This is a genomic window from Brevundimonas sp. (assembly GCF_029945885.1).
Lineage (GTDB): Bacteria > Pseudomonadota > Alphaproteobacteria > Caulobacterales > Caulobacteraceae > Brevundimonas.
The window spans coordinates 67,393-88,243 of sequence record NZ_JAQSDK010000014.1; the positions used below are offsets into that span (position 1 = coordinate 67,393).

A 20,851-nucleotide genomic window follows, 5' to 3' on the forward strand; every position below is an offset into this window, starting at 1 on the left:
GCGAATTCTCTCGCTTTCGCCCCCATTCGGTCATGACCCATAAGGAAACACCGCTTATATGGGCGTCGCCGCCTGTCGCGCAGCTGCGCGCGCCGGGCCCATGGGACTGACGAAAAACGATGGCGGACGATGCCGGTCGGCTGAACCAGGTCTTTGCCGAGACCAGCTTCCTGTATGGCGCAAACGCCTCGTTCATCGAGGATCTGCACGAGAAATGGGCCAATGATCCGGCCTCGGTCTCGGGTGAATGGCGCGCCTTCTTTGACCAGTTGCGCGACAGTGCCGCCACGGTGAAGGCCGCGGCCGACGCCGGGGCCTGGGGTCGCGGCACCGTCACCGAACCGTCCGAGGAGACGGGCGTGTTCGACGGTCGCTGGCCGACGCCGCGCCCCGTGCCGGGCAAGGGGTCTGCCCCGGTCGCCGCCGCCGTTGCCGCCGCCGCCGCCACGCCGGGGGCCACGGTCGACGAGGTCCGCGCCGCCGCCCATGATTCCATCCGGGTGCTGATGCTGATCCGCAGCTATCGCGTCCGCGGTCACCTGCATGCCAAGCTGGACCCGCTGGGCATCGAACAGCCGATCGACAATCCCGAGCTGACCCCCGAATTCTACGGCTTCTCCGAGGCCGACCTGGACCGGCCGATCTATCTGGACGGCGTGCTGGGCCTGCAGACCGGTACGGTCCGCGAGGTCATGGCCCTGCTGGAACGCACCTACTGCGGCACCATCGGCATCCAGTACATGCATATCGCCGAGCCCGAGGAGAAGTCCTGGCTGCAGGCGCGCATCGAGGGTCCGGACAAGTTCGAGCAGAACGCCTTCACCCGCGAGGGCAAGCTGGCGATCCTGAACAAGCTGATCGAGGCCGAGGGTTTCGAACGCTTCCTGCATAAACGCTTCCCCGGCACCAAGCGGTTCGGCCTGGACGGCGGTGAGGCCATGGTTCCGGCCATGGAGCAGATCATCAAGCGCGGCGGGGCCCTGGGCGTCGACGAAATGGTGTTCGGCATGGCCCACCGCGGCCGTCTGAACATGCTCGCGGCGGTGATGGCCAAACCCTACAGGGCCATCTTCCACGAGTTCCAGGGCGGCTCCAGCGTGCCCAGCGACATCGAGGGGTCGGGCGACGTCAAATACCATATGGGGGCCAGCTCGAATCGTGAGTTCGACGGCAACCACGTCCACCTGTCGCTGACCGCCAACCCGTCCCACCTCGAGATCGTCAACCCGGTGGTGCTGGGCAAGTCGCGCGCCAAACAGGCGTTCGACATCCGCGCCGCCAACGCCGGCAAGCCCGAGGCCGAATGGGCGCTGGACCGGTCCAAGGTCATGCCCGTGCTGATCCACGGCGACGCCGCCTTCGCCGGCCAGGGCGTGGTCGCCGAATGTTTCGCCCTGATGGGGCTGAAGGGCTACCGCACCGGCGGGACCATGCATTTCGTGGTCAACAACCAGATCGGTTTCACCACCAGCCCGCGCAACAGCCGCAGCTCGCCCTATCCGTCGGATGTGGCCCTGATGGTCCAGGCCCCGATCTTCCACGTCAACGGCGACGATCCGGAAGCCGTGGTCTTCGCCGCCAAGGTGGCCACCGAATTCCGCCAGAAATTCCACAAGGACGTGGTGGTGGACATGTTCTGCTACCGCCGCTTCGGCCACAATGAGGGCGACGACCCGACCTTCACCCAGCCGCTGATGTACGCCAGGATCAAGGCCCAGCCGTCGACGCGGGAGATCTATTCCCAGCGCCTGATCGACGAGGGGGTGATCGACGCCGCCGCGGTCGACGCGGCCATCGCCGATTTCGACGCCTTCCTCGACGCCCAGTTCGAGGCCGGCAAGACCTTCGAGGCCGACAAGGCCGACTGGATGGACGGCCAGTGGCAGGGCATCGGCCTGCCCGAGGGTGACGAGCGTCGCGGCAAGACCGATGTGCCGGCCGAAAAGCTGATCGACCTCGGCACCCGGCTGACCACGGTGCCGAACCAGATCGACATCCACCGGACGCTGAAGCGCGTCATGGAGGGCCGTCGCGAGACCATCACCACCGGCGAGAATATCGACTGGGCCACGGCCGAGAGCCTGGCCTTCGCCACCCTGCTGGACGAGGGCTTCCCGGTCCGGCTGTCCGGCCAGGATTCGGTGCGCGGCACCTTCAGCCAGCGCCATTCGGGGGTCATCGACCAGACCACCGAGGAACGCTACATCCCGCTCAACAACCTGCGCGAGGGCCAGGCCGAGTTCGAGGTCATCGACTCGGCCCTGTCGGAAGAGGCGGTGCTGGGCTTCGAATACGGCTATGCTGTCACCGACCCCAATACCCTGGTGATGTGGGAGGCCCAGTTCGGCGATTTCGTCAACGGGGCCCAGGTGGTGATCGACCAGTTCATCTCGTCGGGCGAGCGCAAATGGCTGCGTATGTGCGGCCTGACCATGCTGCTGCCGCACGGCTATGAGGGCCAGGGACCGGAACATTCCTCGGCCCGGCTGGAGCGCTTCCTGCAGCAGTGCGCCGAGGACAATATGCAGGTCGCCAACTGCACCACCCCGGCCAACTATTTCCACATCCTGCGCCGTCAGATGCAGCGGCATTTCCGCAAGCCGCTGATCCTGATGACACCCAAGAGCCTGCTGCGGCACAAGAAGGCGGTCTCGTCCCTGGCCGACATGGCCGAGGGCAGCTCCTTCCACCGGGTGCTGCACGACGACGCCGAGCGCCGTCCCGACGTCGCCGGCCTGACCCTGAAGCCCGACAAGGACATCCGCCGCGTCGTGCTGTGCTCGGGCAAGGTCTATTATGACCTGCTGGAGTCGCGCGAGGTGCGGTTCAAGGCCGGCGAGACGGTCGACGACGTCTATCTGATGCGGCTGGAGCAGTTCTATCCCTGGCCGCTGAAGTCGCTGATGACCGAACTGGTCCGCTTCCCCAGGGCCGAGCTGGTCTGGTGCCAGGAAGAGCCCAAGAACATGGGCGGCTGGACCTTCGTCGATCCGTGGCTTGAACTGACGCTCGAGAAGCTCGACCTTGCCGCGACCCGCGCCCGCTACGTCGGTCGTCCGGCCTCCGCCTCCACGGCGGCGGGCCTGATGAGCCGGCACCTGAAAGAACTCGAAACCTTCCTGAACGACGCCTTCGCCGTCTGATCACGACGAACCAAGACAAGAATCTGGATACCTCATGGCCGACATTCTGACCCCCGCCCTCGGTGAATCCGTTGCCGAAGCGACCATCGCCAAATGGACCAAGAAGGCGGGTGACGCCGTCAGGAAGGACGAGATGCTGGTCGAGCTGGAGACCGACAAGGTCTCGCTGGAGGTCGTCTCGCCGGCCGACGGCGTCCTGGCCGAGATCCGGGCCGCCGAGGGTGACACCGTGATCCCCGGCGCCGTGCTGGGCGTGGTGACCGAGGGGGCGTCCGCCCCCGCCGCCCCCGCCGCCCCTGCCGCCGAGGCCCCCAAGGCCGCCGCTCCCAAGGCCGCCGCCGCCGCGCCGGCACCCGCCGCCGCGGCCCCGGCTGCTGCTCCGGCCGCAACCGGCTCGGTGACCATCGCCGTCCCGACCATGGGCGAGAGCGTCGCCGAGGGCTCGATCGGCACCTGGCACCGCAAGTCCGGTGACGCGGTCAAGAAGGATGACCTGCTGGTCGAGATCGAGACCGACAAGGTCGCGGTCGAGATCGTCGCCCCCGCCGACGGCGTGCTGGAAATCGTCGAGGCCGAAGGGGCCACCGTCACCCCCGGCCAGGCCATCGGCCGGATCTCGGGTTCCGGTGCCGCTGCCGCCCCGGCTCCGGCCGCCGCCGCCGCTCCGGTGCCCGCCAAGGCCGCCGCCGGCGACATCCCGCTGTCGCCGTCGGTGCAGCGTATCGTCGCCGAGAACAACCTCGACCCGAAGGCCATCCAGGGCTCGGGCAAGGACGGCCGTATCCTGAAGGGTGACGCGCTGGAGGCCGCCGCGGCTCCGGCTCCGGCCGCCCCCGCCGCCGCGACCCCCGCCGCCGCTCCGGTGGCCGCCTCGGCTCCGCGCGAGACCGGTCCGCGCGAGAACCGGGTCAAGATGACCCGGCTGCGCCAGACCATCGCCCGCCGCCTGAAGGAGTCGCAGAACTCCGCCGCCCAGCTGACCACCTTCAACGAGGTGGACATGACCAATGTCATGGCCCTGCGCAGCCAGTACAAGGAGGTGTTCGAGAAGCGCCACGGGGTGAAACTGGGCTTCATGTCCTTCTTCACCCGCGCCGTGGTCGCGGCCCTGCAGGAGATCCCGGCCGTCAACGCCGAGATCGACGGCACCGACATCATCTACAAGAACCACTATGACATCGGCGTCGCCGTCGGCACCGAAAAGGGTCTGGTGGTTCCGGTCCTGCGCGACGCCGACACCCTGTCGCTGGCGGGCATCGAAAAGGGCATCGCCGCCCTGGGCAAGGCCGCCCGTGACGGCGACCTGACCCTGGACCAGCTGCAGGGCGGCACCTTCACCATCACCAACGGCGGCACCTATGGCTCACTGATGTCGACGCCGATCCTGAATGCGCCGCAGTCGGGCATCCTGGGCATGCACAACATCGTCCAGCGCCCGATGGCGGTGAACGGCCAGGTGGTGATCCGGCCGATGATGTATCTGGCCCTGAGCTATGATCACCGCATCGTCGACGGCAAGGAGGCGGTGACCTTCCTCGTCCGCATCAAGGAACTGCTGGAAGACCCGGCGCGGGCCCTGCTGGACCTGTAGGGGCGATCTGCCGGGGGGCGTGAATGGATCGTCTGGAAGTCGCGCGGTTTTCCAGCCTGCCTGAAGCCGAAATGGCCGTGGGCCTGCTGAAGCGTCACGGCGTGGATGCACAGGTTGCTGACCGCGAAATGGCCAACAGTGCGCCGCACCTGCAGTTCGCGCTCGGGGGACTGCGCGTGACCGCCCCCGACTTCCAGATCGTTCAGGCGCGGGATCTCATCAAGCGGGTCCGGGCCGGGGAGTTCGACGGCGACGATGACGGCGAGGACGACGGGTGGATGACCGACCATACGCCGGGCCGGTTCGGTGAGCTCGACGACAGCGAGGTTTACGGGGTCATCGGGTCGATGAAGTCGCTCACCCGGATCCTGATCATCACCGTGTTCGGCGGGTCCGTCGCCTTCTGGCTATTCATGGCGATCTTCCGAGGCTGACGGCCTCACTAACCATCAGGGCGCAGCGCTTTCAGCACCGCATCCGTGTCCTGCCCCAGCGCCGGCGGCGGCCGGTCATAGCGCACCGGCGTTTTCGACATCCGGATCGGTGAGGCGACGGTGCGGACCGGGCCGTCGAGGTCGGGGCGGGTCTGTTCGACCACCAGACCGCGATGCACGGCCTGCGGCTCCTGGAACACCTGATCCACCGTATTGACCGGGCCGCAGGGCACGCCGCCCGTCTCGAGCGCCGCCATCAGGTCCGCCATCGTCAGGCCCGCCGTCAGGGCCGAGACCTCGGCCGACAGGGCGGCGCGGTGTTCGATGCGCAGGGCATTGGTCAGGAAGCGCGGGTCGGTGCCCAGTCCGGCGGCCCCCAGGGCCTGGCCGAGGGCGCGGAACTGGCCGTCATTGCCGACGGCGATCACCACCCTGCCGTCGGTGCAGGGAAAGGGCTGGTAGGGGGCCAGGTTGGGATGGGCATTGCCCATCCGCGTCGGGACCTTGCCGGAGACGAAGAAATTGGTCGCCTGGTTGGCCAGCATGGCGGCCTGGACGTCGAACAGGGCGATATCGATAGACTGGCCCTCGCCGGTCGCCCGGGCGTGCAGCAGGGCGGCGAGGATGGCGTTGGAGGCGTACAGGCCGGTGAACAGGTCGACGACCGCGACCCCGACCTTCATCGGCTCGGCCCCCGGCGCGCCGTCGGCCTGGCCGGTGACGCTCATCAGCCCGCCCATGGCCTGGATCATATAGTCATAGCCGGCGCGGGGGGCGTCGGGCCCGTCCTGACCGAAGCCGGTGATCGAACAATAGACCAGCTTCGGGTTGATCGCCGCGAGCGCGGCATGGTTGAGGCCGTATTTCGCCAGTCCCCCGGTCTTGAAATTCTCGACCACCACATCGCAGGTCTTGGCCAGGTCGCGCACGGCGTCGGCCCCCTCCGGCGTGGCGATATCGAGGGCGACGGACTTCTTGCCCCGGTTGGCGCACAGGAAATAGGCGGCGTCGCCGGGCGTGCCGTCGGCCTTCGTCGTGAAGGGCGGGCCCCACTGGCGGGTGTCGTCGCCGAGGCCGGGGCGTTCGATCTTGATCACCTCGGCCCCGAGGTCGGCCAGGGTCTGGGTCGCCCAGGGTCCGGCCAGGACCCGTGACAGGTCGAGGACGCGAACGCCGGAGAGGGGGCCTGGAGTCTGGGTCATGGCGATGGTCGGTTCCGCTGTCCGGGGCTGCAAACCCTCCGGGTCCCATCGCTTAACGCGGCCGGGTCGGCGCGCCAATCCCGCCGGGGCGGCGGCGGACCGGCCAGCCGGTCGACCGGGCAGCAAAAAGGGCGGCGGACCGAAGTCCGCCGCCCCCTTCAGCAGGTCGTTCCGAAGGGATCAGAACGGACGGTAGTTGACGCTCAGGAAGAAGCGACGGCCGAACAGGTCGAAATTGTCGGCCGAGGTGCCGCCCAGCCAGCGAGCCGGCTCGGCGTCGAAGGCGTTGACGACGCCGGCGCGGATCGTGACGTCGTCCCGGGCCTGCCAGCGCACAGCGAAATCGTGCTGCGAGAAGTCGCCGGTCTGCGTGTAGCGCAGGTCTTCATAGCGATCGAGGTTGGCGGTGAGGTTGTTGATGTCCTCGATCTCCTGGCTTGCCTGCCAGTCCCAGTCCCAGGTGAAGGCCAGGTCAGGCGTCGGCGACCAGTTGACCGTCGACAGGAAACGAACCCGCGGCATGCCGACCGTGTCCGCAAAGATGCTCGGATCGGTCGGGTCGACGATGTTGACGTAGTCGTTCTGCTCGATCAGCCAGTTCCCCCGGATGGCGTGGCTGAACTTGCCCCAGTCCATGCCGAACCATTCCGGCAGGTTGAAGCTGTAGCGGGTCGTGAAGTCGACACCCTTGGCGGTCAGGGACGCATAGTTGAGCGAGCCCTGGATGAAGCTCGTCACCTGGAAGGTGGTCGGGCTCCGCGTCTGGGTCAGGCAGACGGCGGTATTGAGGCTGTCGCCGCTGACGCACTGGTTGGCGGCGTTCTGGGCCGACACCGCCGCGATCGCGTCGGTGATCTCGATGTCGTAGTAGTCCACGACGATCGACAGGTTCGGGATCAGATAGTCGGGCGTCCAGACGGCACCGACGGTGAAGCTGTCCGAGGTTTCCGGCTTCAGGAAGGGGTTACCCCCGGCCTGACCGGGAACCGAGCCGCTGCCGTAGTTGGGCAGGTAGGAGTCGGGGTCCGCCGTCGTGTTGAAGACCAGGTTCGGGAAGCCGGCATCGGCGGCCAGCTGGCCGCAGTTGGCGATGCGGTTGGTCCGGACCTGCGGATCGGCGAGACCGTTGATGACCGTGGCGCTGCAGGGATCGCTGAAACCGTTGGCGAAGGTCTGCGTCAGCGGATCGTTGGTTTCGCTCAGGTTCGGCACCCGGATCGCCGTGGCGGTCGTGGCGCGGAACATCAGCTGATCCACCGGACGCCATTGGGCCAGGACGCTGTAGGTGTCCTGTTTGCCGACGTTGGAATAGTCAGAGTGGCGATAGGCCCCGCTGATTTCCGCCGAACGACCCATCCAGCTGTCGACGAACAGCGGTACGCGCAGTTCGGCGAAGACGTCATTGGTGTAATAGCTGGCCTCGGCGAAGTCGCCGCCGCCGTTCAGGAACAGGAAACGCCCTGCGGCGTCGGCGTCACGGCCTTTGCCGCTGGTGATTTCCTTGCGGTACTCATAGCCGATCGACGCACCGATCGGGCCTGCGCCCCACAGGTCCCACAGATCGCCGGAGGCGAAGGTCAGGAAGTCGTGCTGCTTGTTCTGGTCGGTGACCGTGACGGCCGCCGTCAGATAGTCGAGCGCTTCGTCGCTGAAGCCGCCACCACCGAAGACGCGGATCGGGACGCATTTGTCGATGACGTCGCCCTGGCGCGAATAGGTGTTTCCGCTGACGACCGCGTTCGGCACGGCCGTGCCCTGGGCGTCCAGCAACTGGATACGGCAGACGATTTCACCGGCCCGGCCGTTGACCTCACCCAGGGTGTCGACGACCGCATCGGCCGCGGCCTGGTAGCGGACGACGTCGACCGCCTGTTCGCGGTTGGTGTTGTTCATCTCGCCGTAGGTGTAGCCGGCTTCCCAGTTCACATTGCGGAAGAAGCCGATGTCGCCGGCGTCGCCGCGAATACCCACGACATAGCGTTGCAGGTCGCGGTTGTTCAGCTGGTTGCGGACCGGGCCGTACAGCTTGTGCTGGGCGCGGGGGTCGGCGACGTTGTTGGTGATGACGCCGGCCGAGTTGTAGATGTCGCGGCGGTTGTTCTGGATGGCAAGGCGAACGTCGGCCGGCAGATAGGCGTTGTCCAGGCCGATTTCGAACGCGGTGGTGCCGGTGATGGCCCCGACCGTGTTGGGCGCGAACTGGCGGATGTTCATGTCGTGGAACACGCGCTGGCCGGCGTCGTAGGTCTCTTCCTCGACGTATTTGGCTTCACCGAACACATTAATGGAGTCGGTCAGGTCGAAGTTGAAGCCGGTCTGGAAGCGCCAGTTGGTCGATTCCGGCAGACGGCTGGACTGGCCCTGTTCGGTGTTCTGGACCTGGCCGAGGCCGCCGTTGCTGGTGTTGCGCGTGAAGCCGGCACCCTGACGGATCGGACCGAACACGACGGGCTGCGAGGCACCGGTGTCGGTGTACAGGAAGCCGTTGTTCAGACGGTTGGCCGGGGCCAGCGAGAAGCAGTTCGACGAGAAGCTGGCCGTCGAGCAGGTGCCGAACGGAACGTCCGGGTCGCTGGCCGGGCTCGGCTGGACGCCGGTGGCCAGGATGGTCACGCCACCGAAATTGGTGCCGCGGATATAGGTGCGGGCGTCGCGGATCAGGATCAGGTCCGGCACGCCGTCGTTCGGGGCCGAGGCCGGATCGACGTCATTGCTGATCAGGGCCCAGGACTCACGACGCCAGTCGACGTCGCTGTCCAGCACTTCGTCGTTGCGCTGGAATTCACCCGACACATAGTAGTTCAGGCGGCCGTCCATGAGGTTCTGGCCCCACAGCATCGACAGGCGCTGGCTCAGTTGGCCGTCCTGGTTGACCTCGGCGACCGAGGCGTCGATTTCCAGACCGTCAAAATCGGTCTTCAGGATGAAGTTGACCACGCCCGAGACGGCGTCGGCACCGTAAACGGCAGCCGCGCCACCGGTGATGATCTCGGTGCTTTCGACCAGCAGGCGCGGGATGGTGTCGACGTCGACCGACAGGGTGCCGGGGCTGGACCCGACGTGGCGACGACCGTCGACCAGGGTCAGGGTGCGGACCGAACCGAGGGCGCGCAGGCTCAGCAGCGACAGGCCGCCGTCGTTCAGGTTCGAACCGGTCGTGTCTTCCGGCACCACCGAGGTCGACAGGGCCGGGATGTCGGCCAGGAAGTCGACGACGTTGGCTTCACCCGACTGGAGGAGTTCCTCCTGGCTGATCTGGATCAGCGGGGTCGGCGAATTGGTGGGGTCCCGGCGGATACGCGAACCGGTGATGACCACGTCATCAATGTTATCCGGTCCGACGCTCTGGGCCATGACCATTGTCGGTGCGACGCTGATTACCGCAGCGGCGGACAGGCCTGCGAGCAAAGAGGTGCCCAGCAACAGTGATTTTGTATTTCTCATCTTCCCCTCGACGACGCCCAATGCGTCCGTTCGCCTGTTTGAGTGCGATTGATCGCTATTAAGATGTCCGGGGCGGTTCGCAACAATCTTGCACGGCTATTGGGCGCTTCCAGCGATTTTGACATGATTGTGCTGCAATTTCGTCACTGAGGACGGATGTGTGTTTCGCGCCTCTCTGTGAAACAAAAAAGTATTCCCGTGAAACGTCAATCATGAAGTTCTTGTTAGAATAACGGCAGCGACACTACTTGCAGTAGGAGGGCGGGTTTGCCGCCACGCTGAATCCGGTGTCCCGCAAGGGGTACAAAAGGTGAAGACCGGCGTTGTTTTCGTATGTTTTTTGTGACATCGCCGGGGCGGCTGGCGGGCCCGTCCGGTCCGGGCGTATGGCCGACTCGCAACCGAAGCGGGTGGTCGGGCAGCGGGCGCTGGTGGCGGCAACACAGGTTTCATATTCCGCTGGCGCGGTCCGCAGCGGCGACCGCCCCCTACCCGACCCCGCGATTTTGGCCTAAACCGCCGCCCTAACCCCGGGGGGGTGCCGTCACCAGGGCGTGGCGGACCGTCAGGCCCCCGTCACGCGCAGGAAGACATCCGACATGGCCGACGGCTCCACCGCTCCGCACAAGACCTTCCGCTGGGACGATCCGCTGGACCTGTCCGGCCGGCTGACCGATGACGAGCGGATGATCCAGGACGCGGCCCGGTCCTACGCCCGCGAGTCCCTGCTGCCGCGCGTGGTTGCCGCCTTCCGGGACGAGACCTTCGACCGCGCCATCATGACCGAGATGGGGGCCATGGGCTTCCTCGGGGCCATGCTGCCGGAACAGTATGGCGGCTCTTCCGTCAGCCACGTCGCCTACGGCCTGATCGCGCGCGAGATCGAGGCGGTCGACAGCGGCTATCGTTCGGCCATGAGCGTCCAGTCGTCCCTGGCCATGTATCCGATCTACGCCTTCGGCTCCGAGGAGCAGAAGATGCGGTTTCTGCCGAGGATGGCGGCCGGTGAACTGATCGGCTGTTTCGGCCTGACCGAGGCCGACGGCGGCTCGGACCCGGCTTCCATGAAGACCAAGGCGGTTGCCGTCGAGGGCGGCTACCGGCTGAACGGGGCCAAATACTGGATCACCAACAGCCCGATCAGTGACCTGGCCATCGTCTGGGCCAAGCTGGATGACGTCATCCGCGGCTTCATCGTCGAGCGGGATTTCGACGGCTTCACCACCGACAAGATCGGCGACAAACTGTCCCTGCGCGCCTCGATCACCGGCGACATCGGCCTGAATGACGTGTTCGTGCCGGAAGAGAACCTCCTGCCCGGCGTGAAAGGCCTTCGCGGTCCCTTCTCCTGCCTGAACAAGGCCCGGTACGGCATCGCCTGGGGGGCCATGGGCGCGGCCGAGTCCTGCTTCCACCTGACGCGCGACTATGTCGGCGAGCGGATGCTGTTCGGCCGGCCGCTGTCGTCGCGCCAGCTGGTGCAGAAGAAGCTGGCCGACATGCAGACCGAGATCTTCCTCGGCTTCGAGGGGGCGCTGGCGCTGGGCCGGCTGCTGGACCAGGGGGCCTGGGTCCCCGAGGCCATCTCGATGATGAAGCGCAACAACTGCGGCAAGGCGCTGGATATCGCCCGCGTCGCCCGCGACATGCACGGCGGGGCCGGCATCACCGGCGAGATGCATGTGATGCGCCACGCGATGAACCTCGAGACGGTCAACACCTATGAGGGTGCCCACGACGTCCACGCCCTGATCCTGGGTCGGGCCATCACCGGCGAAAGCGCCTTCTAGGGCCGCTGCAACAGGGGCATCGTCACGGGCTGCATCTCACGCTAGGGTCACGGGGTTCACAGGGGGGCGATGATGCGGCGTGTCAATTTCCGGGATGGGTCCCGGTCGATGCTGGTGGTTTCCACCGGCCGGACCGTGGTTCTGGCGGCGGTCCTTGCCCTGATGGCCGGCCTGCCGGCCCAGGCCCAGACTCCCTATGAACCCGCGCCGGCCCGCGCCCGGGCGGCGGCGATCACCCCCATCCCCTTCGACACGCGCCGTGGCGTGTTCAGCTTCGCCTCGCAACTGGAACGGTCGCTGCCCGCCGTGGTCCAGGTGACGACCCTGGGCCGGTCCGAGGGGCCGCGCAGCGGCGACAATGAACCCCTGCCTCTGGCCACCGGATCCGGCGTCATCCTCGACGCCGCCGCCGGGATTATCGTCACCAACAACCATGTGGTTGAAGGCGGCAGCAAATTCACCGTCGACATGCTGGACGGCCGACTGGTCGACGCCGTGCTGATCGGGGCCGACAAGGCCACCGACATCGCCGTGCTGCGCATCGAGGCCACCGGCCTGTCCCAGGTGGCGGTTGCCGATTCCGACGCCCTGCGCAGCGGCGACCTGGCCTTTGCCGTCGGCTACCCGCTGGGCCTGGACCAGACCCTGACCATGGGGGTGATCTCGGGTCTGGGGCGGTCGGGCATGGGCGATTCGGTCGAGGACTATATCCAGACCGACGCGGCGGTGAATTCCGGCAATTCCGGCGGCCCGCTGCTGGACAGTCTGGGCCGGCTGATCGGTATCAACACCTCGATCCTGTCGGGCGGCGGCGGCGGCAATGACGGCATCGCCTTCGCCGTGCCCAGCCGCATCATGCTGTATGTGGTCGGCCAGCTGCGCGAGTTCGGCGAGGTCCGTCGCGGCAGCACCGGGGCCATCTTCGGCTCGCTCAACGCCGAGCGGGCCCGGACCCTGGGGCTGAGCATCGTGCGCGGGGCCGTCGTCGACGACGTCGCCCCCGGCTCTTCGGCGGAAGCCGCGGGTCTGCAGCGCAATGACATCATCACCCGGATCCAGAACCGCCCGGTCGCCAATGCCGGGTCGGTCCGGGCCACGATCGGTATCGCCGCCCCCGGGGCCCGGCTGCCGCTGGTCTATCTGCGCGGCGGGCATGAACAGACGACGGTCCTGCAGGTCGAGGTCACCGGTCCCGATCCGGTCGTGCTCGGCGCGGCCGCGGTCCAGGCCTATGGGGCCGGCTTCCGCAATCTGCGGCCCGGCGACGGCGTGACCCAGGACGGCGTCCTGGTCACGGCGGTCGAGGGCGGCTCGATCGCGGCCATGCAGCAACTGCGGGCCGGGGATGTGGTGACGGCGGTCGGCGATGTGGCGGTGGCCGACATCCAGACCCTGGCCGCGGCCTTGTCGGCGGCGACGGACGGCATCAGCCTGACGGTGTTGCGTGACGGCGAAGCGGAGACGATCGCCCTGGTCGGCTGAGCGCCGAACGGGACGCCGGACAGCAAAACGCCCGCTCTGCCGGAGGGGGGGAGGGTGGCTGAGCGGGCGTCTCGCTTTGAAAGCACCGGCCCGTCAGAGCCCTTGGTGGAGAAATCCAGGGGGGCTGGGGGGGCTGTTCAGGATCCGGGACCGCTCCGAACTCCGACAGGCCGATGACTCCTGTGTCGACCCCCAAACGGGCGGGTGCTGGACCGAAAGGGGGCGATTTCGTGTCGGGTGCGAATTCCTGGCCGGACCGTCTGCGACGCACGGTCGCGGGGGCCGGGGAGCGGCCGGATCGTCCGGAACGGATCCGGCGTCAGGCCGGGTTTGCCGGGCGCGAAAATACTCTAGTCTGACCGGCGATGAACGATGAGTCCGCCAGCGGCGGCAGCCGGCCCTCCGGCACCGCCCCCGTCTTCTTTGACCGGCCCGAACTGGACCTGATCCTGCGGGTCTATGGCCGGATGGTCGCCGCCGGAGAGTGGCGCGACTATGCGATGGTCGGCCATGGCGACGTCGCCGAATTCGCCGCCTTCCGCCGCTCGGGCGACGCCCCCGCCTGCCGGATCGAGAAACGCCCGGCCCTGCGGCTGAAACAGGGTCAATGGGCGGTGATCGGCGAGGGCGGGCTGGTGCTGAAGCGCGGCCGCGACCTGGCCCGGGTGCTGCGCGTCTTCGACAGCCGCCGCTTCGCCGTCGTCAAATAGAAAAAGGCCCCGGCGTTTCCACCGGGGCCCCGTTTCGTTTGTCGGCGTCAGCAGGTCCGGCATGGCCCTGGAGCGAGGATCCGGGTCTGGGCGCGATCGCGCCCAAACCGATTTCGCCCTAGTTGCGGCTGCCGCCCATGAACATCAGCAGGAACTGGAACAGGTTGACGAAATTGATGAACAGGCTGAGGGCACCGAAGCCGGTGGCCACACCCATCGCCGCCTCGTTCCCGCCCAGCGCATAGTAGGTCATCTTCAGGCGCTGGGTGTCATAGGCGATCAGGCCCGAGAAGATCAGCACGCCCAGGCCCGAGATGACCAGGGCCATCATGCCGGACTGCAGGAACATGTTGACCACCATGGCGATGACCAGGCCGATCACTCCCATGATCAGGAAGGTGCCCATGCCGGACATGTCCTTCTTGGTCGTGTAGCCGAACAGGCTGAGGCCGCCGAACGCCGCCGCCGTGACGAAGAAGGTCGTGGCGATCGAGGTGCCGGTATAGCGCAGGAACAGGATACCCATGCCCGCGCCGATGGTCGCGACCACGGCCCAGTACAGCAGGTTCACCCCGCCGGCCGTGGGGTTCTTCATGAAGAACATCGAGCCGAACAGCATCACCAGGGGCGAGAACTGCACGATCATGCCCAGCATGGTCAGGCCGATGCGGCCGTCGGCGGCCTGCTGGAACAGCAGGGCCTGGACCTCGGGCACATTGCCGGTGACATAGGCCAGGGCCCCGGCCACGACGAGGCCGAGCGCCAGCTTGTTGTAAACACCCAGCATGAAGCCGCGCAGGCCGGTATCCACGGCCATGTCGGCCGTCGCCGGCGCGGGTCTTGAAAAACCGCCTCTGAAATCGCTCATCGCGAACCGTCTCCAAATCGGGACCGGGTCAAACCCCGGCTTGCGAATGAATATCGGGATCGAAACCCCCGGATGCAAGGGATTCCGGGCTTTCGACTGCGACCGATGATCGCTACCAAAGGCCTATGATCCGCCTGTTCGCCGCCCTGCCCATTCCGTACGACGTGGCCGAGACCCTGGCGCGCCGCCAGACCGGCCTGCCCGGCGCGCGCTGGCGACCGTCCGAGGCCCTGCATGTGACCCTGGCCTTCTATGGCGATGTCGACGAGCGCCGCGCCGATGATCTGATCGCCGAACTGGGCCGGGCGGCCAGCGGCGGGCCGTTCGAGATCAGCCTGGCCGGGGTCGGGGCCTTCGGTGACACCCATCGCAGCCAGACCCTGTGGGCCGGGGTCGCGCCGAGCGAGCGGCTGACCACCCTGGCCGGGCGCTGCCGCACCGCGGCCGAGCGCGCCGGGATCACCATGGAGCGCCGGGCCTACAAACCCCACGTTACCCTCGCCTATCTCAAGCCCCACGCCGACCCGGCCCGGATCGCCGCCTGGATGGCCGGCCACAATCTGCTGCAGTCGCCCCCGATCCGCATCGACCGCTTCGGCCTGTGGTCCAGTGTCCTGTCGGAGCGCGGCAGCCACTACACCCTCGAACAGGAGTTTCCGCTGTGACCAGCCCCGCCCCCGGCCCGACGATCGAGACTGACCGGTTGATCCTGCGCCCCACGGCCATGGCCGATTTCGACCGCTGGTGCGATTTCATGGCCGATGAAGAGACGGCGCGCTTCATCGGCGGGGTCCAGGCCCCGTCCCAGGTGTGGCGCTCGATGATGGCCATGGCCGGGGCCTGGACCCTGAGCGGGGTGGCGATGTTCTCGGTGATCGAGAAATCGAGCGGTCAGTGGATCGGCCGTATCGGTCCGTGGCAGCCGCACGGCTGGCCCGGCACCGAGGTCGGCTGGAGCCTGCATCGCGACGCCGCCGGCAAGGGCTATGCGCTGGAGGCGGCCGTGGCCGCCCTGGACCATGCCTTTGACCATCTGGGCTGGACCGATGTGATCCACTGTATCGCCCCCGACAACGGCCCCTCGATCCGGCTGGCCGAACGGCTGGGCTCGCGCAGCCGGGGGCCGGGCCAGCTGCCGGCCCCGTTCCAGGACTCCGCCATCGACCTGTGGGGCCAGAGCCGGGACGAGTGGCGGGTCAATCGCCGGCGTCTCCTCGCGGCGGGCTGAGGCAACCGAACGGTGGTCCCGGCCGTATCTGTCGGGACCGTTGTGACAGGAGACCCGGATGCCCTCGACCCTTCCCAGCCGCCTTGCCATCCTGACAGCGGCGCTTGTCCTGACCGCCGGTCCGGTGGCGGCCCAGTCGCGTGACGTCGATCTGGACCGGTTCGACGGCCGCTGGTTCGAGATCGCGCGCAATCCCAATGACGTGCAGAAGGACTGCCGCCGGGCCCAGATCGACTTTACGCCGCAGTCGCGCGCCGACCGTTACGGCCTGCTGGTGACCTGTACCCGCCGCGCCGACGGCGGGGTCGAGACCCTGCGGGCCAATGCCCGGGTCACCGACACGACGACCAATGCCCGCTTCCGCTTCACCCTGGCCGGCCTGCTCAGTTTCGGCGGCCTGGCCGGACAGAACTACTGGGTCTGGGACCATGCCCCCGACTACAGCTGGGTCATCATGGGCCTGCCGGACAAGTCGGGCTGGTGGATCTGGAACCGCAGCCAGAGTCCGTCGGAATCGACCCGCAGACAGTTGCTGGCCCGGGCCTCGGCCCTCGGATTCGACACGGCCAATCCGGTGCACACCGGCCGGTGAGCCCCTCTTGCCCCGTGAACGCAAGGCGAACATAGTGGGCTGATGGCCGCCGCCCTTCTGCAAATCGATCTCGTCTTCAGCCGTCCGGAGACCACCCTGGCGGTCACGCGCGGGGCGGGACGGCTGCTGCGCCATATGGGCTATGCGCCGCTGCTGGAGGTGGGGCTGCCCAACGGGCGGCGCGCCGATGTCATGGCCCTGGGCCGGCGCGGCGACATCATCATCTGCGAGGTCAAGTCGGGGCTGGACGACTATCGCGTCGACCGCAAATGGGGCGAGTACGGCCCGTTCTGCGACGCCTTCTTCTTCGCCGTGGCCCCGGAATTCCCCGAGGGGGTCCTGCCCGACGAGCCCGGGCTGATCGTCGCCGACGGCTTCGGCGGGGCGGTGGTCAGAGAGGCCCCCTCAACGCCCCTGGCTCCGGCCCGCCGCAAGGCGCTGACGCTCGCTTTTGCCCGGCTCGCCGCCATGCGGACGCTGCGGGAGGAGGCTGCCCTCCCGTCAGCGGGCCTCAAGTAGCGCGAAGTGCGATAGGCCCATCAAACAACAAGCTGAACGCTCCAGCGTTCAGCGGGGTGCGCGTTTGGCCAGAATCCGCTGCAGGGTGCGGCGGTGCATGCCCAGGCGGCGGGCGGTCTCCGAGACATTGTGGTCGCACAGCTCATAGACGCGCTGGATATGTTCCCAGCGCACCCGGTCGGCGCTCATCGGATTGTCGGGCGGTTCGGCCGTCTCGCCGGCGGCCATCAGGGCCTTGAACACATCGTCGGCGTCGGCCGGTTTCTGCAGATAGTCGACGGCCCCCGCCTTGACCGCCGCCACGGCGGTGGCGATGGCCCCGTAGCCGGTCAGCATGACGATCCGGGCGTCCTCGCGCCGTTCGCGAATGGCCTCGACCACCCGCAGGCCGTTGCCGTCCTCCAGCCGCATGTCCAGTACGGCGAAGGCCGGGACCGAGACCTTCAGGGCCTCGCGGGCCTCGGCCACCGACCCGGCGGTGGTGACGACGAAGCCCCGGCTTTCGAGGGCGCGGCCCAGTCGCGTGCGCAGGGCCTGATCATCGTCCAGCAGCAGAAGGGTCTTGTCCGGCGCTGCGGCAATCCGGGCTTCGAGGTCAGTCATGCGTGGTCTCCTGCCCTCAACTTGGGTGCGCCGCGCCTATGGTCAAGGTGGCATTGTCGCCAACCGCCATTTCGAGGGCGGCGCGGGGCCAGCGAATCGTCACCCTTGCCCCCTTCGGCTGGCCCTTTTCGCCGTCGCCGGTGCCGACGGTGACCGTGCCTCCGGTCCGCTCCAGCAGGGTCCGGGCGATAAAGAATCCCAGACCCATCCCGCCCTGGCTGGGCGCGATCTCGGGGATCGGCGCGTGCCTGGCCTGCTTGCGGCTTTTGCGGCCGGGCAGGGCCGGGCGGGCGGCCGCGGCGATCTGGGCCGCCAGGGCCTGGCGGGCCTTGCCCTGGGGCCGGCTGGTCACATAGGGCTCGCCCAGGCGCGGCAGGATTTCGCCGGCGAAGCCCGGGCCGTCGTCGACCACTTCGATGGTGATGGTGTCCGCCTCGACCAGGGCCTGGACCCGAACCCGGCTGTTGGCGAAATCGGCGGCGTTCTCGACCAGGGCCGACAGGCCGTGAATAACCTCCGGCAGGCGTCGCACCCGGAGCGCGTCCGCGTCCGTGTCTTCCGGCGTGCGGACCCCGACGGTGAAGTCGAGGTCGAAACCGCGATGAGGCTCGACCACCTCTTCCAGCAGGGCCTCCAGCCCGACGTCGGCATAGAGGGCGTCGCCCGCCTCGGGCTGTTGCGACAGCTTCTTGAGGATGCCGCGACAGCGTTCGGCCTGCTGCACGATCAGGGCCGCGTCCTCGGCCGCCCCGCTCCCGGGCGTTGAGGCCCGCAGCAGTTCGCGCGCCACCACCTGGATGGTGGCCAGCGGTGTGCCCAGCTCATGCGCCGCCGCCGCCGCCAGCCCGCCCAGGGCCGCCAGCCGCTGTTCGCGCTGCAACACGTCCTGGGTGGTGGCCAGGGCCAGTTCCAGCTTCTCGGCCTCGGTGGCAACCCGCCAGGCATAGGTGGCCGTGAAGACCACGCCGGTGATCAGGGCCAGGCCGGTGCCGAACCGGTACAGGGGCGGCAGGTTCAGTTCGGTCCCCGCCTGCCACGGCAGGGGCAGGGCCCAGAAGAACAGGCCGACGGTCGCCAGCAGCACCAGCAGACCCAGCAGGATGGCCTGACGCGCCGGCAGGGAGGCGGCCGAGACCGTCACCGGAGCGACCAGCAGCAGGCAGAAGGGGTTCTGCAGGCCGCCGGTCAGGGCCAGCAGGGCGGTCAGCTGCAGGATGTCGAAGCCCAGGTGGGCGGCGGTGGCGCTGCCGTCGCTGAAGCGGCCGTCGGTCGGCTTCAGCCGGGCCCCGGCCCACAGGTTCATGGCCACACTGGTGGCGATCACCGCCAGGCAGGGCCACAGGGGCAGGTCGAAATGCAGGAAGGCGGTGGCCACCAGGATGGTGGCGCTCTGTCCGGCGATGGCCAGCCAGCGCAGGATGACCAGGGTGCGCAGCGACAGGCCACGACTGCGCCGGGACAGGTTGCGCCATCCGGCGAAACGGCCGGTCGCGTGCGACGATGCGGGGTCTTGGGTCGGGCTCACCGGTCTTCTATAGACTGCCCGTACCCGCCTGTCGGCGATTTCCCGAGGAGTCCGGATGCCGCGTCGTTCTGTCCTGCTGTTCGGCGGCCTGGTCCTGGTCGCCGCCCTCGTCGTCGCCATCACCACCCTGGTCGTGGTCGGGGGCCGTGACCGCGTCCCGACGGGCAGCCAGACCGTGGCCTCGACCGGCCAGCCCAGTGTCGGCGGACCATTCAATCTGATCGACCAGGACGGTCATCCGGTCGACCAGACGCTGCTGGACGGCAAATGGACCCTGGTCTTCTTCGGCTTCACCTGGTGCCCGGACTATTGCCCCACCACCCTGGCGGCGCTGAAGGCGACCCAGGACCGGCTGGGCGACCGGGCCGACAATCTGCAGATCGTCTTCATCAGCGTCGATCCCGAGCGTGACCGCCCGCAGGTGTTGAAGGACTATCTGTCCAGCGACGGCTTCCCCGAGGGGGTCATCGGCCTGACCGGCACCCCGGCCCAGATCCGCGCCGCCGCCGACGCCTATCGCGCCTATTACCAGAAGGTCGGCGAGGGCGAGGCCTATACGATGGACCACTCCCTGACCGTCTATCTGATGGGACCGGACGGCAAATTCCGTAACGCCCTCGGCGGCGATCTCGGCCCCGATCGTTCGGCCGACGTGATCCTCCGGGCGATGGACCGGGGCTAGCCCCGGTCGCTCAGCCTGCGCGCATCAGGGCGATCTGAAGCTCGAGCCGTTTCAGTTCGCGCATGACGCGGTTGGCCTGGATGGCCGGCATCAGGGCCGTCTTCAGTACGGTGGCCATCAGCACCAGCACGGCCGCCGGCAGGCCCCAGTGCAGGGCCGACAGGGTGTCGTCCGCCTGGAAGAAGCGCCAGCCGGCCCAGACCCCGGCGATGAAGATCACCCCCTGGGTCACCATCAGCACCGCATTGGCCCAGCCCATACTGCCGCCAAAGATGCCGAGGGCCTGGTTGAAATAGCCGGGCTCGTGGGCGGTTTCGCGGAACAGGGTCTGGTTCTCGCCCTCAAGGGCCTCGTCGATCATCCGGTCGATATCCTGCATCACAGGTCTCCTTCCAGTGCCGCGCGCAATTTGCGCCGGGCATGCATCAGGCGGGTCTTCACCGTGCCCGCCGGCACGTTCAGGGCGATCGCCGTCTCGGCGATGCTCATATCCTCGAGGTGGAACAGGGCCACGGCCGCGCGCTGCTCCGGGGGCAGGGCCGCGAGGGCCCGGGCCAGGGCCGGGGTGGCGACGGTGTCGCTGCCGTCACTCGTGCCGCTGTCCGGCGCCGTCTCGACGGTCACCGCCGCGACCAGGGCGCGCCCGCGCTGCCGCTGGCCGATGCGTCGGGTGCAGCGGCGCGACACGATCTGATAGGCCCAGGCGGGGAAGGCCTGGTCGTCACGCAACCGGCCGAGGCCGCGCACGATCTCGATCCAGCCGTCCTGGGCCGCCTCGCGGGCCAGGTCGACATCGCCGGTCAGCCGCCAGGCGTGGGCCAGCAGCCGCCCCTGCCAGCGCCGGGCCAGCAGGCCGAAGGCCTTGCGATCCCCGGTGCGCGCGGCCGCCACCAGATAGTCGTCGAACGCCTGTGCCCTCGTCCGGATCATCGTCCCGGTATCCCTCCGTTGCCATAGAGGTGCACCCGGGCGGGCGGGCGGTTCAATGGCGGTGATGCGCGGGCCGGGATCACGTTAAAATTGATAACCCTTTTTCAG

18 protein-coding genes and 1 pseudogene are annotated in these 20,851 nt (G+C 67.9%); 12 read left to right on the top strand and 7 right to left on the bottom strand.

From position 1 onward, the window contains the following. Positions 1 to 119 precede the first annotated feature (119 nt). The 4 genes and pseudogenes from PSV00_RS08075 to PSV00_RS08090 all read left to right on the top strand — a co-directional run bounded on the left by PSV00_RS08075 (position 120) and on the right by PSV00_RS08090 (position 5,168). Positions 120 to 3,143, top strand: a complete 3,024-nt coding sequence (locus PSV00_RS08075) for a 2-oxoglutarate dehydrogenase E1 component (protein ID WP_300446014.1) — start codon at positions 120 to 122, stop codon at positions 3,141 to 3,143. Between the two features lie 34 nt (positions 3,144 to 3,177). Further along, a pseudogene (locus PSV00_RS08080) lies at positions 3,178 to 3,384 on the top strand (biotin/lipoyl-containing protein); the annotation flags it as partial. A 156-nt stretch (positions 3,385 to 3,540) separates the two neighbouring features. Continuing rightward, positions 3,541 to 4,734 carry a 2-oxoglutarate dehydrogenase complex dihydrolipoyllysine-residue succinyltransferase gene (odhB, locus tag PSV00_RS08085; RefSeq protein ID WP_300446202.1) on the top strand — a complete coding sequence of 398 codons (1,194 nt, stop codon included), beginning with the start codon at positions 3,541 to 3,543 and terminating at the stop codon, positions 4,732 to 4,734. A gap of 23 nt (positions 4,735 to 4,757) precedes the next feature. Beyond that, positions 4,758 to 5,168, top strand: a complete 411-nt coding sequence (locus PSV00_RS08090; protein ID WP_300446015.1) for a DUF2007 domain-containing protein — start codon at positions 4,758 to 4,760, stop codon at positions 5,166 to 5,168. A gap of 8 nt (positions 5,169 to 5,176) precedes the next feature. Here the strand turns inward: PSV00_RS08090 and PSV00_RS08095 are convergent, their stop codons facing one another. Both PSV00_RS08095 and PSV00_RS08100 read right to left on the bottom strand, forming a co-directional pair. Next, a complete protein-coding gene (locus PSV00_RS08095) occupies positions 5,177 to 6,370 on the bottom strand; it encodes a CaiB/BaiF CoA-transferase family protein (protein WP_300446016.1) in 1,194 nt (397 codons plus the stop codon). 180 nt (positions 6,371 to 6,550) lie between these two features. Next, entirely contained in the window at positions 6,551 to 9,814 is a 3,264-nt protein-coding gene (locus PSV00_RS08100; RefSeq protein WP_300446017.1) for a TonB-dependent receptor, read from the bottom strand. 599 nt (positions 9,815 to 10,413) lie between these two features. On the opposite strand from PSV00_RS08100, the gene PSV00_RS08105 reads away from it, so the two are divergent. The 3 genes from PSV00_RS08105 (at position 10,414) to PSV00_RS08115 (ending at position 13,796) form a co-directional block, all read left to right on the top strand. Next, positions 10,414 to 11,604, top strand: a complete 1,191-nt coding sequence (locus PSV00_RS08105; protein WP_300446018.1) for an acyl-CoA dehydrogenase — start codon at positions 10,414 to 10,416, stop codon at positions 11,602 to 11,604. A 108-nt stretch (positions 11,605 to 11,712) separates the two neighbouring features. Continuing rightward, complete coding sequence (locus PSV00_RS08110) at positions 11,713 to 13,086, top strand: trypsin-like peptidase domain-containing protein (RefSeq protein ID WP_300446019.1); 1,374 nt, start codon at positions 11,713 to 11,715, stop codon at positions 13,084 to 13,086. Between the two features lie 365 nt (positions 13,087 to 13,451). Further along, positions 13,452 to 13,796 (top strand): DUF2794 domain-containing protein, encoded by a 345-nt coding sequence (locus PSV00_RS08115; protein ID WP_300446020.1) that lies wholly within the window; start codon positions 13,452 to 13,454, stop codon positions 13,794 to 13,796. Between the two features lie 118 nt (positions 13,797 to 13,914). Here the strand turns inward: PSV00_RS08115 and PSV00_RS08120 are convergent, their stop codons facing one another. Then, positions 13,915 to 14,664 carry a Bax inhibitor-1/YccA family protein gene (locus tag PSV00_RS08120; protein ID WP_300446021.1) on the bottom strand — a complete coding sequence of 250 codons (750 nt, stop codon included), beginning with the start codon at positions 14,662 to 14,664 and terminating at the stop codon, positions 13,915 to 13,917. A 125-nt stretch (positions 14,665 to 14,789) separates the two neighbouring features. Between PSV00_RS08120 and thpR the strand changes: the two genes are divergently transcribed. From thpR to mmcB, 4 genes are read left to right on the top strand one after another with little or no spacing between them, the layout of a single operon-like run. Then, positions 14,790 to 15,329 carry an RNA 2',3'-cyclic phosphodiesterase gene (gene thpR / locus PSV00_RS08125; protein ID WP_300446022.1) on the top strand — a complete coding sequence of 180 codons (540 nt, stop codon included), beginning with the start codon at positions 14,790 to 14,792 and terminating at the stop codon, positions 15,327 to 15,329. Then, a complete protein-coding gene (locus PSV00_RS08130; RefSeq protein ID WP_300446023.1) occupies positions 15,326 to 15,892 on the top strand; it encodes a GNAT family N-acetyltransferase in 567 nt (188 codons plus the stop codon). The genes thpR and PSV00_RS08130 overlap by 4 nt, the downstream gene beginning before the upstream one ends. A 58-nt stretch (positions 15,893 to 15,950) precedes the next feature. After that, positions 15,951 to 16,484, top strand: a complete 534-nt coding sequence (locus PSV00_RS08135; protein WP_300446024.1) for a lipocalin family protein — start codon at positions 15,951 to 15,953, stop codon at positions 16,482 to 16,484. A 42-nt stretch (positions 16,485 to 16,526) separates the two neighbouring features. Further along, complete coding sequence (gene mmcB / locus PSV00_RS08140) at positions 16,527 to 17,003, top strand: DNA repair putative endonuclease MmcB (RefSeq protein ID WP_300446025.1); 477 nt, start codon at positions 16,527 to 16,529, stop codon at positions 17,001 to 17,003. Between the two features lie 48 nt (positions 17,004 to 17,051). Here the strand turns inward: mmcB and PSV00_RS08145 are convergent, their stop codons facing one another. Both PSV00_RS08145 and PSV00_RS08150 read right to left on the bottom strand, forming a co-directional pair. After that, on the bottom strand, positions 17,052 to 17,606 hold the full coding sequence (locus PSV00_RS08145) for an ActR/PrrA/RegA family redox response regulator transcription factor (protein WP_300446026.1): 555 nt from the start codon (positions 17,604 to 17,606) through the stop codon (positions 17,052 to 17,054). Between the two features lie 16 nt (positions 17,607 to 17,622). Beyond that, the gene (locus PSV00_RS08150; protein WP_300446027.1) at positions 17,623 to 19,131 is read right to left on the bottom strand and encodes an ActS/PrrB/RegB family redox-sensitive histidine kinase; all 1,509 of its coding nucleotides are present in this window, start codon (positions 19,129 to 19,131) and stop codon (positions 17,623 to 17,625) included. 55 nt (positions 19,132 to 19,186) lie between these two features. On the opposite strand from PSV00_RS08150, the gene PSV00_RS08155 reads away from it, so the two are divergent. Continuing rightward, positions 19,187 to 19,813, top strand: a complete 627-nt coding sequence (locus PSV00_RS08155) for an SCO family protein (protein WP_300446028.1) — start codon at positions 19,187 to 19,189, stop codon at positions 19,811 to 19,813. Between the two features lie 10 nt (positions 19,814 to 19,823). Here the strand turns inward: PSV00_RS08155 and PSV00_RS08160 are convergent, their stop codons facing one another. Both PSV00_RS08160 and PSV00_RS08165 read right to left on the bottom strand, forming a co-directional pair. Continuing rightward, entirely contained in the window at positions 19,824 to 20,192 is a 369-nt protein-coding gene (locus tag PSV00_RS08160; protein WP_300446029.1) for a DUF6768 family protein, read from the bottom strand. Continuing rightward, positions 20,192 to 20,743, bottom strand: coding sequence for an RNA polymerase sigma factor (locus PSV00_RS08165; RefSeq protein ID WP_300446030.1), 552 nt, complete (start codon positions 20,741 to 20,743; stop codon positions 20,192 to 20,194). Before PSV00_RS08165 ends, PSV00_RS08160 begins: the two co-directional genes overlap by 1 nt. Positions 20,744 to 20,851: the final 108 nt, after the last annotated feature.

Bases quoted from the DNA above. Each gene is read 5' to 3' on its own strand.
- PSV00_RS08075 (WP_300446014.1), top strand. From the start codon at position 120: ATGGCGGACGATGCCGGTCGGCTGAACCAGGTCTTTGCCGAGACCAGC.
- PSV00_RS08090 (WP_300446015.1), top strand. From the start codon at position 4,758: ATGGATCGTCTGGAAGTCGCGCGGTTTTCCAGCCTGCCTGAAGCCGAA.
- PSV00_RS08095 (WP_300446016.1), bottom strand. From the start codon at position 6,370: ATGACCCAGACTCCAGGCCCCCTCTCCGGCGTTCGCGTCCTCGACCTG.
- PSV00_RS08100 (WP_300446017.1), bottom strand. From the start codon at position 9,814: ATGAGAAATACAAAATCACTGTTGCTGGGCACCTCTTTGCTCGCAGGC.
- PSV00_RS08105 (WP_300446018.1), top strand. From the start codon at position 10,414: ATGGCCGACGGCTCCACCGCTCCGCACAAGACCTTCCGCTGGGACGAT.
- PSV00_RS08110 (WP_300446019.1), top strand. From the start codon at position 11,713: ATGCTGGTGGTTTCCACCGGCCGGACCGTGGTTCTGGCGGCGGTCCTT.
- PSV00_RS08115 (WP_300446020.1), top strand. From the start codon at position 13,452: ATGAACGATGAGTCCGCCAGCGGCGGCAGCCGGCCCTCCGGCACCGCC.
- PSV00_RS08120 (WP_300446021.1), bottom strand. From the start codon at position 14,664: ATGAGCGATTTCAGAGGCGGTTTTTCAAGACCCGCGCCGGCGACGGCC.
- thpR (WP_300446022.1), top strand. From the start codon at position 14,790: ATGATCCGCCTGTTCGCCGCCCTGCCCATTCCGTACGACGTGGCCGAG.
- PSV00_RS08135 (WP_300446024.1), top strand. From the start codon at position 15,951: ATGCCCTCGACCCTTCCCAGCCGCCTTGCCATCCTGACAGCGGCGCTT.
- mmcB (WP_300446025.1), top strand. From the start codon at position 16,527: ATGGCCGCCGCCCTTCTGCAAATCGATCTCGTCTTCAGCCGTCCGGAG.
- PSV00_RS08145 (WP_300446026.1), bottom strand. From the start codon at position 17,606: ATGACTGACCTCGAAGCCCGGATTGCCGCAGCGCCGGACAAGACCCTT.
- PSV00_RS08155 (WP_300446028.1), top strand. From the start codon at position 19,187: ATGCCGCGTCGTTCTGTCCTGCTGTTCGGCGGCCTGGTCCTGGTCGCC.
- PSV00_RS08160 (WP_300446029.1), bottom strand. From the start codon at position 20,192: ATGCAGGATATCGACCGGATGATCGACGAGGCCCTTGAGGGCGAGAAC.
- PSV00_RS08165 (WP_300446030.1), bottom strand. From the start codon at position 20,743: ATGATCCGGACGAGGGCACAGGCGTTCGACGACTATCTGGTGGCGGCC.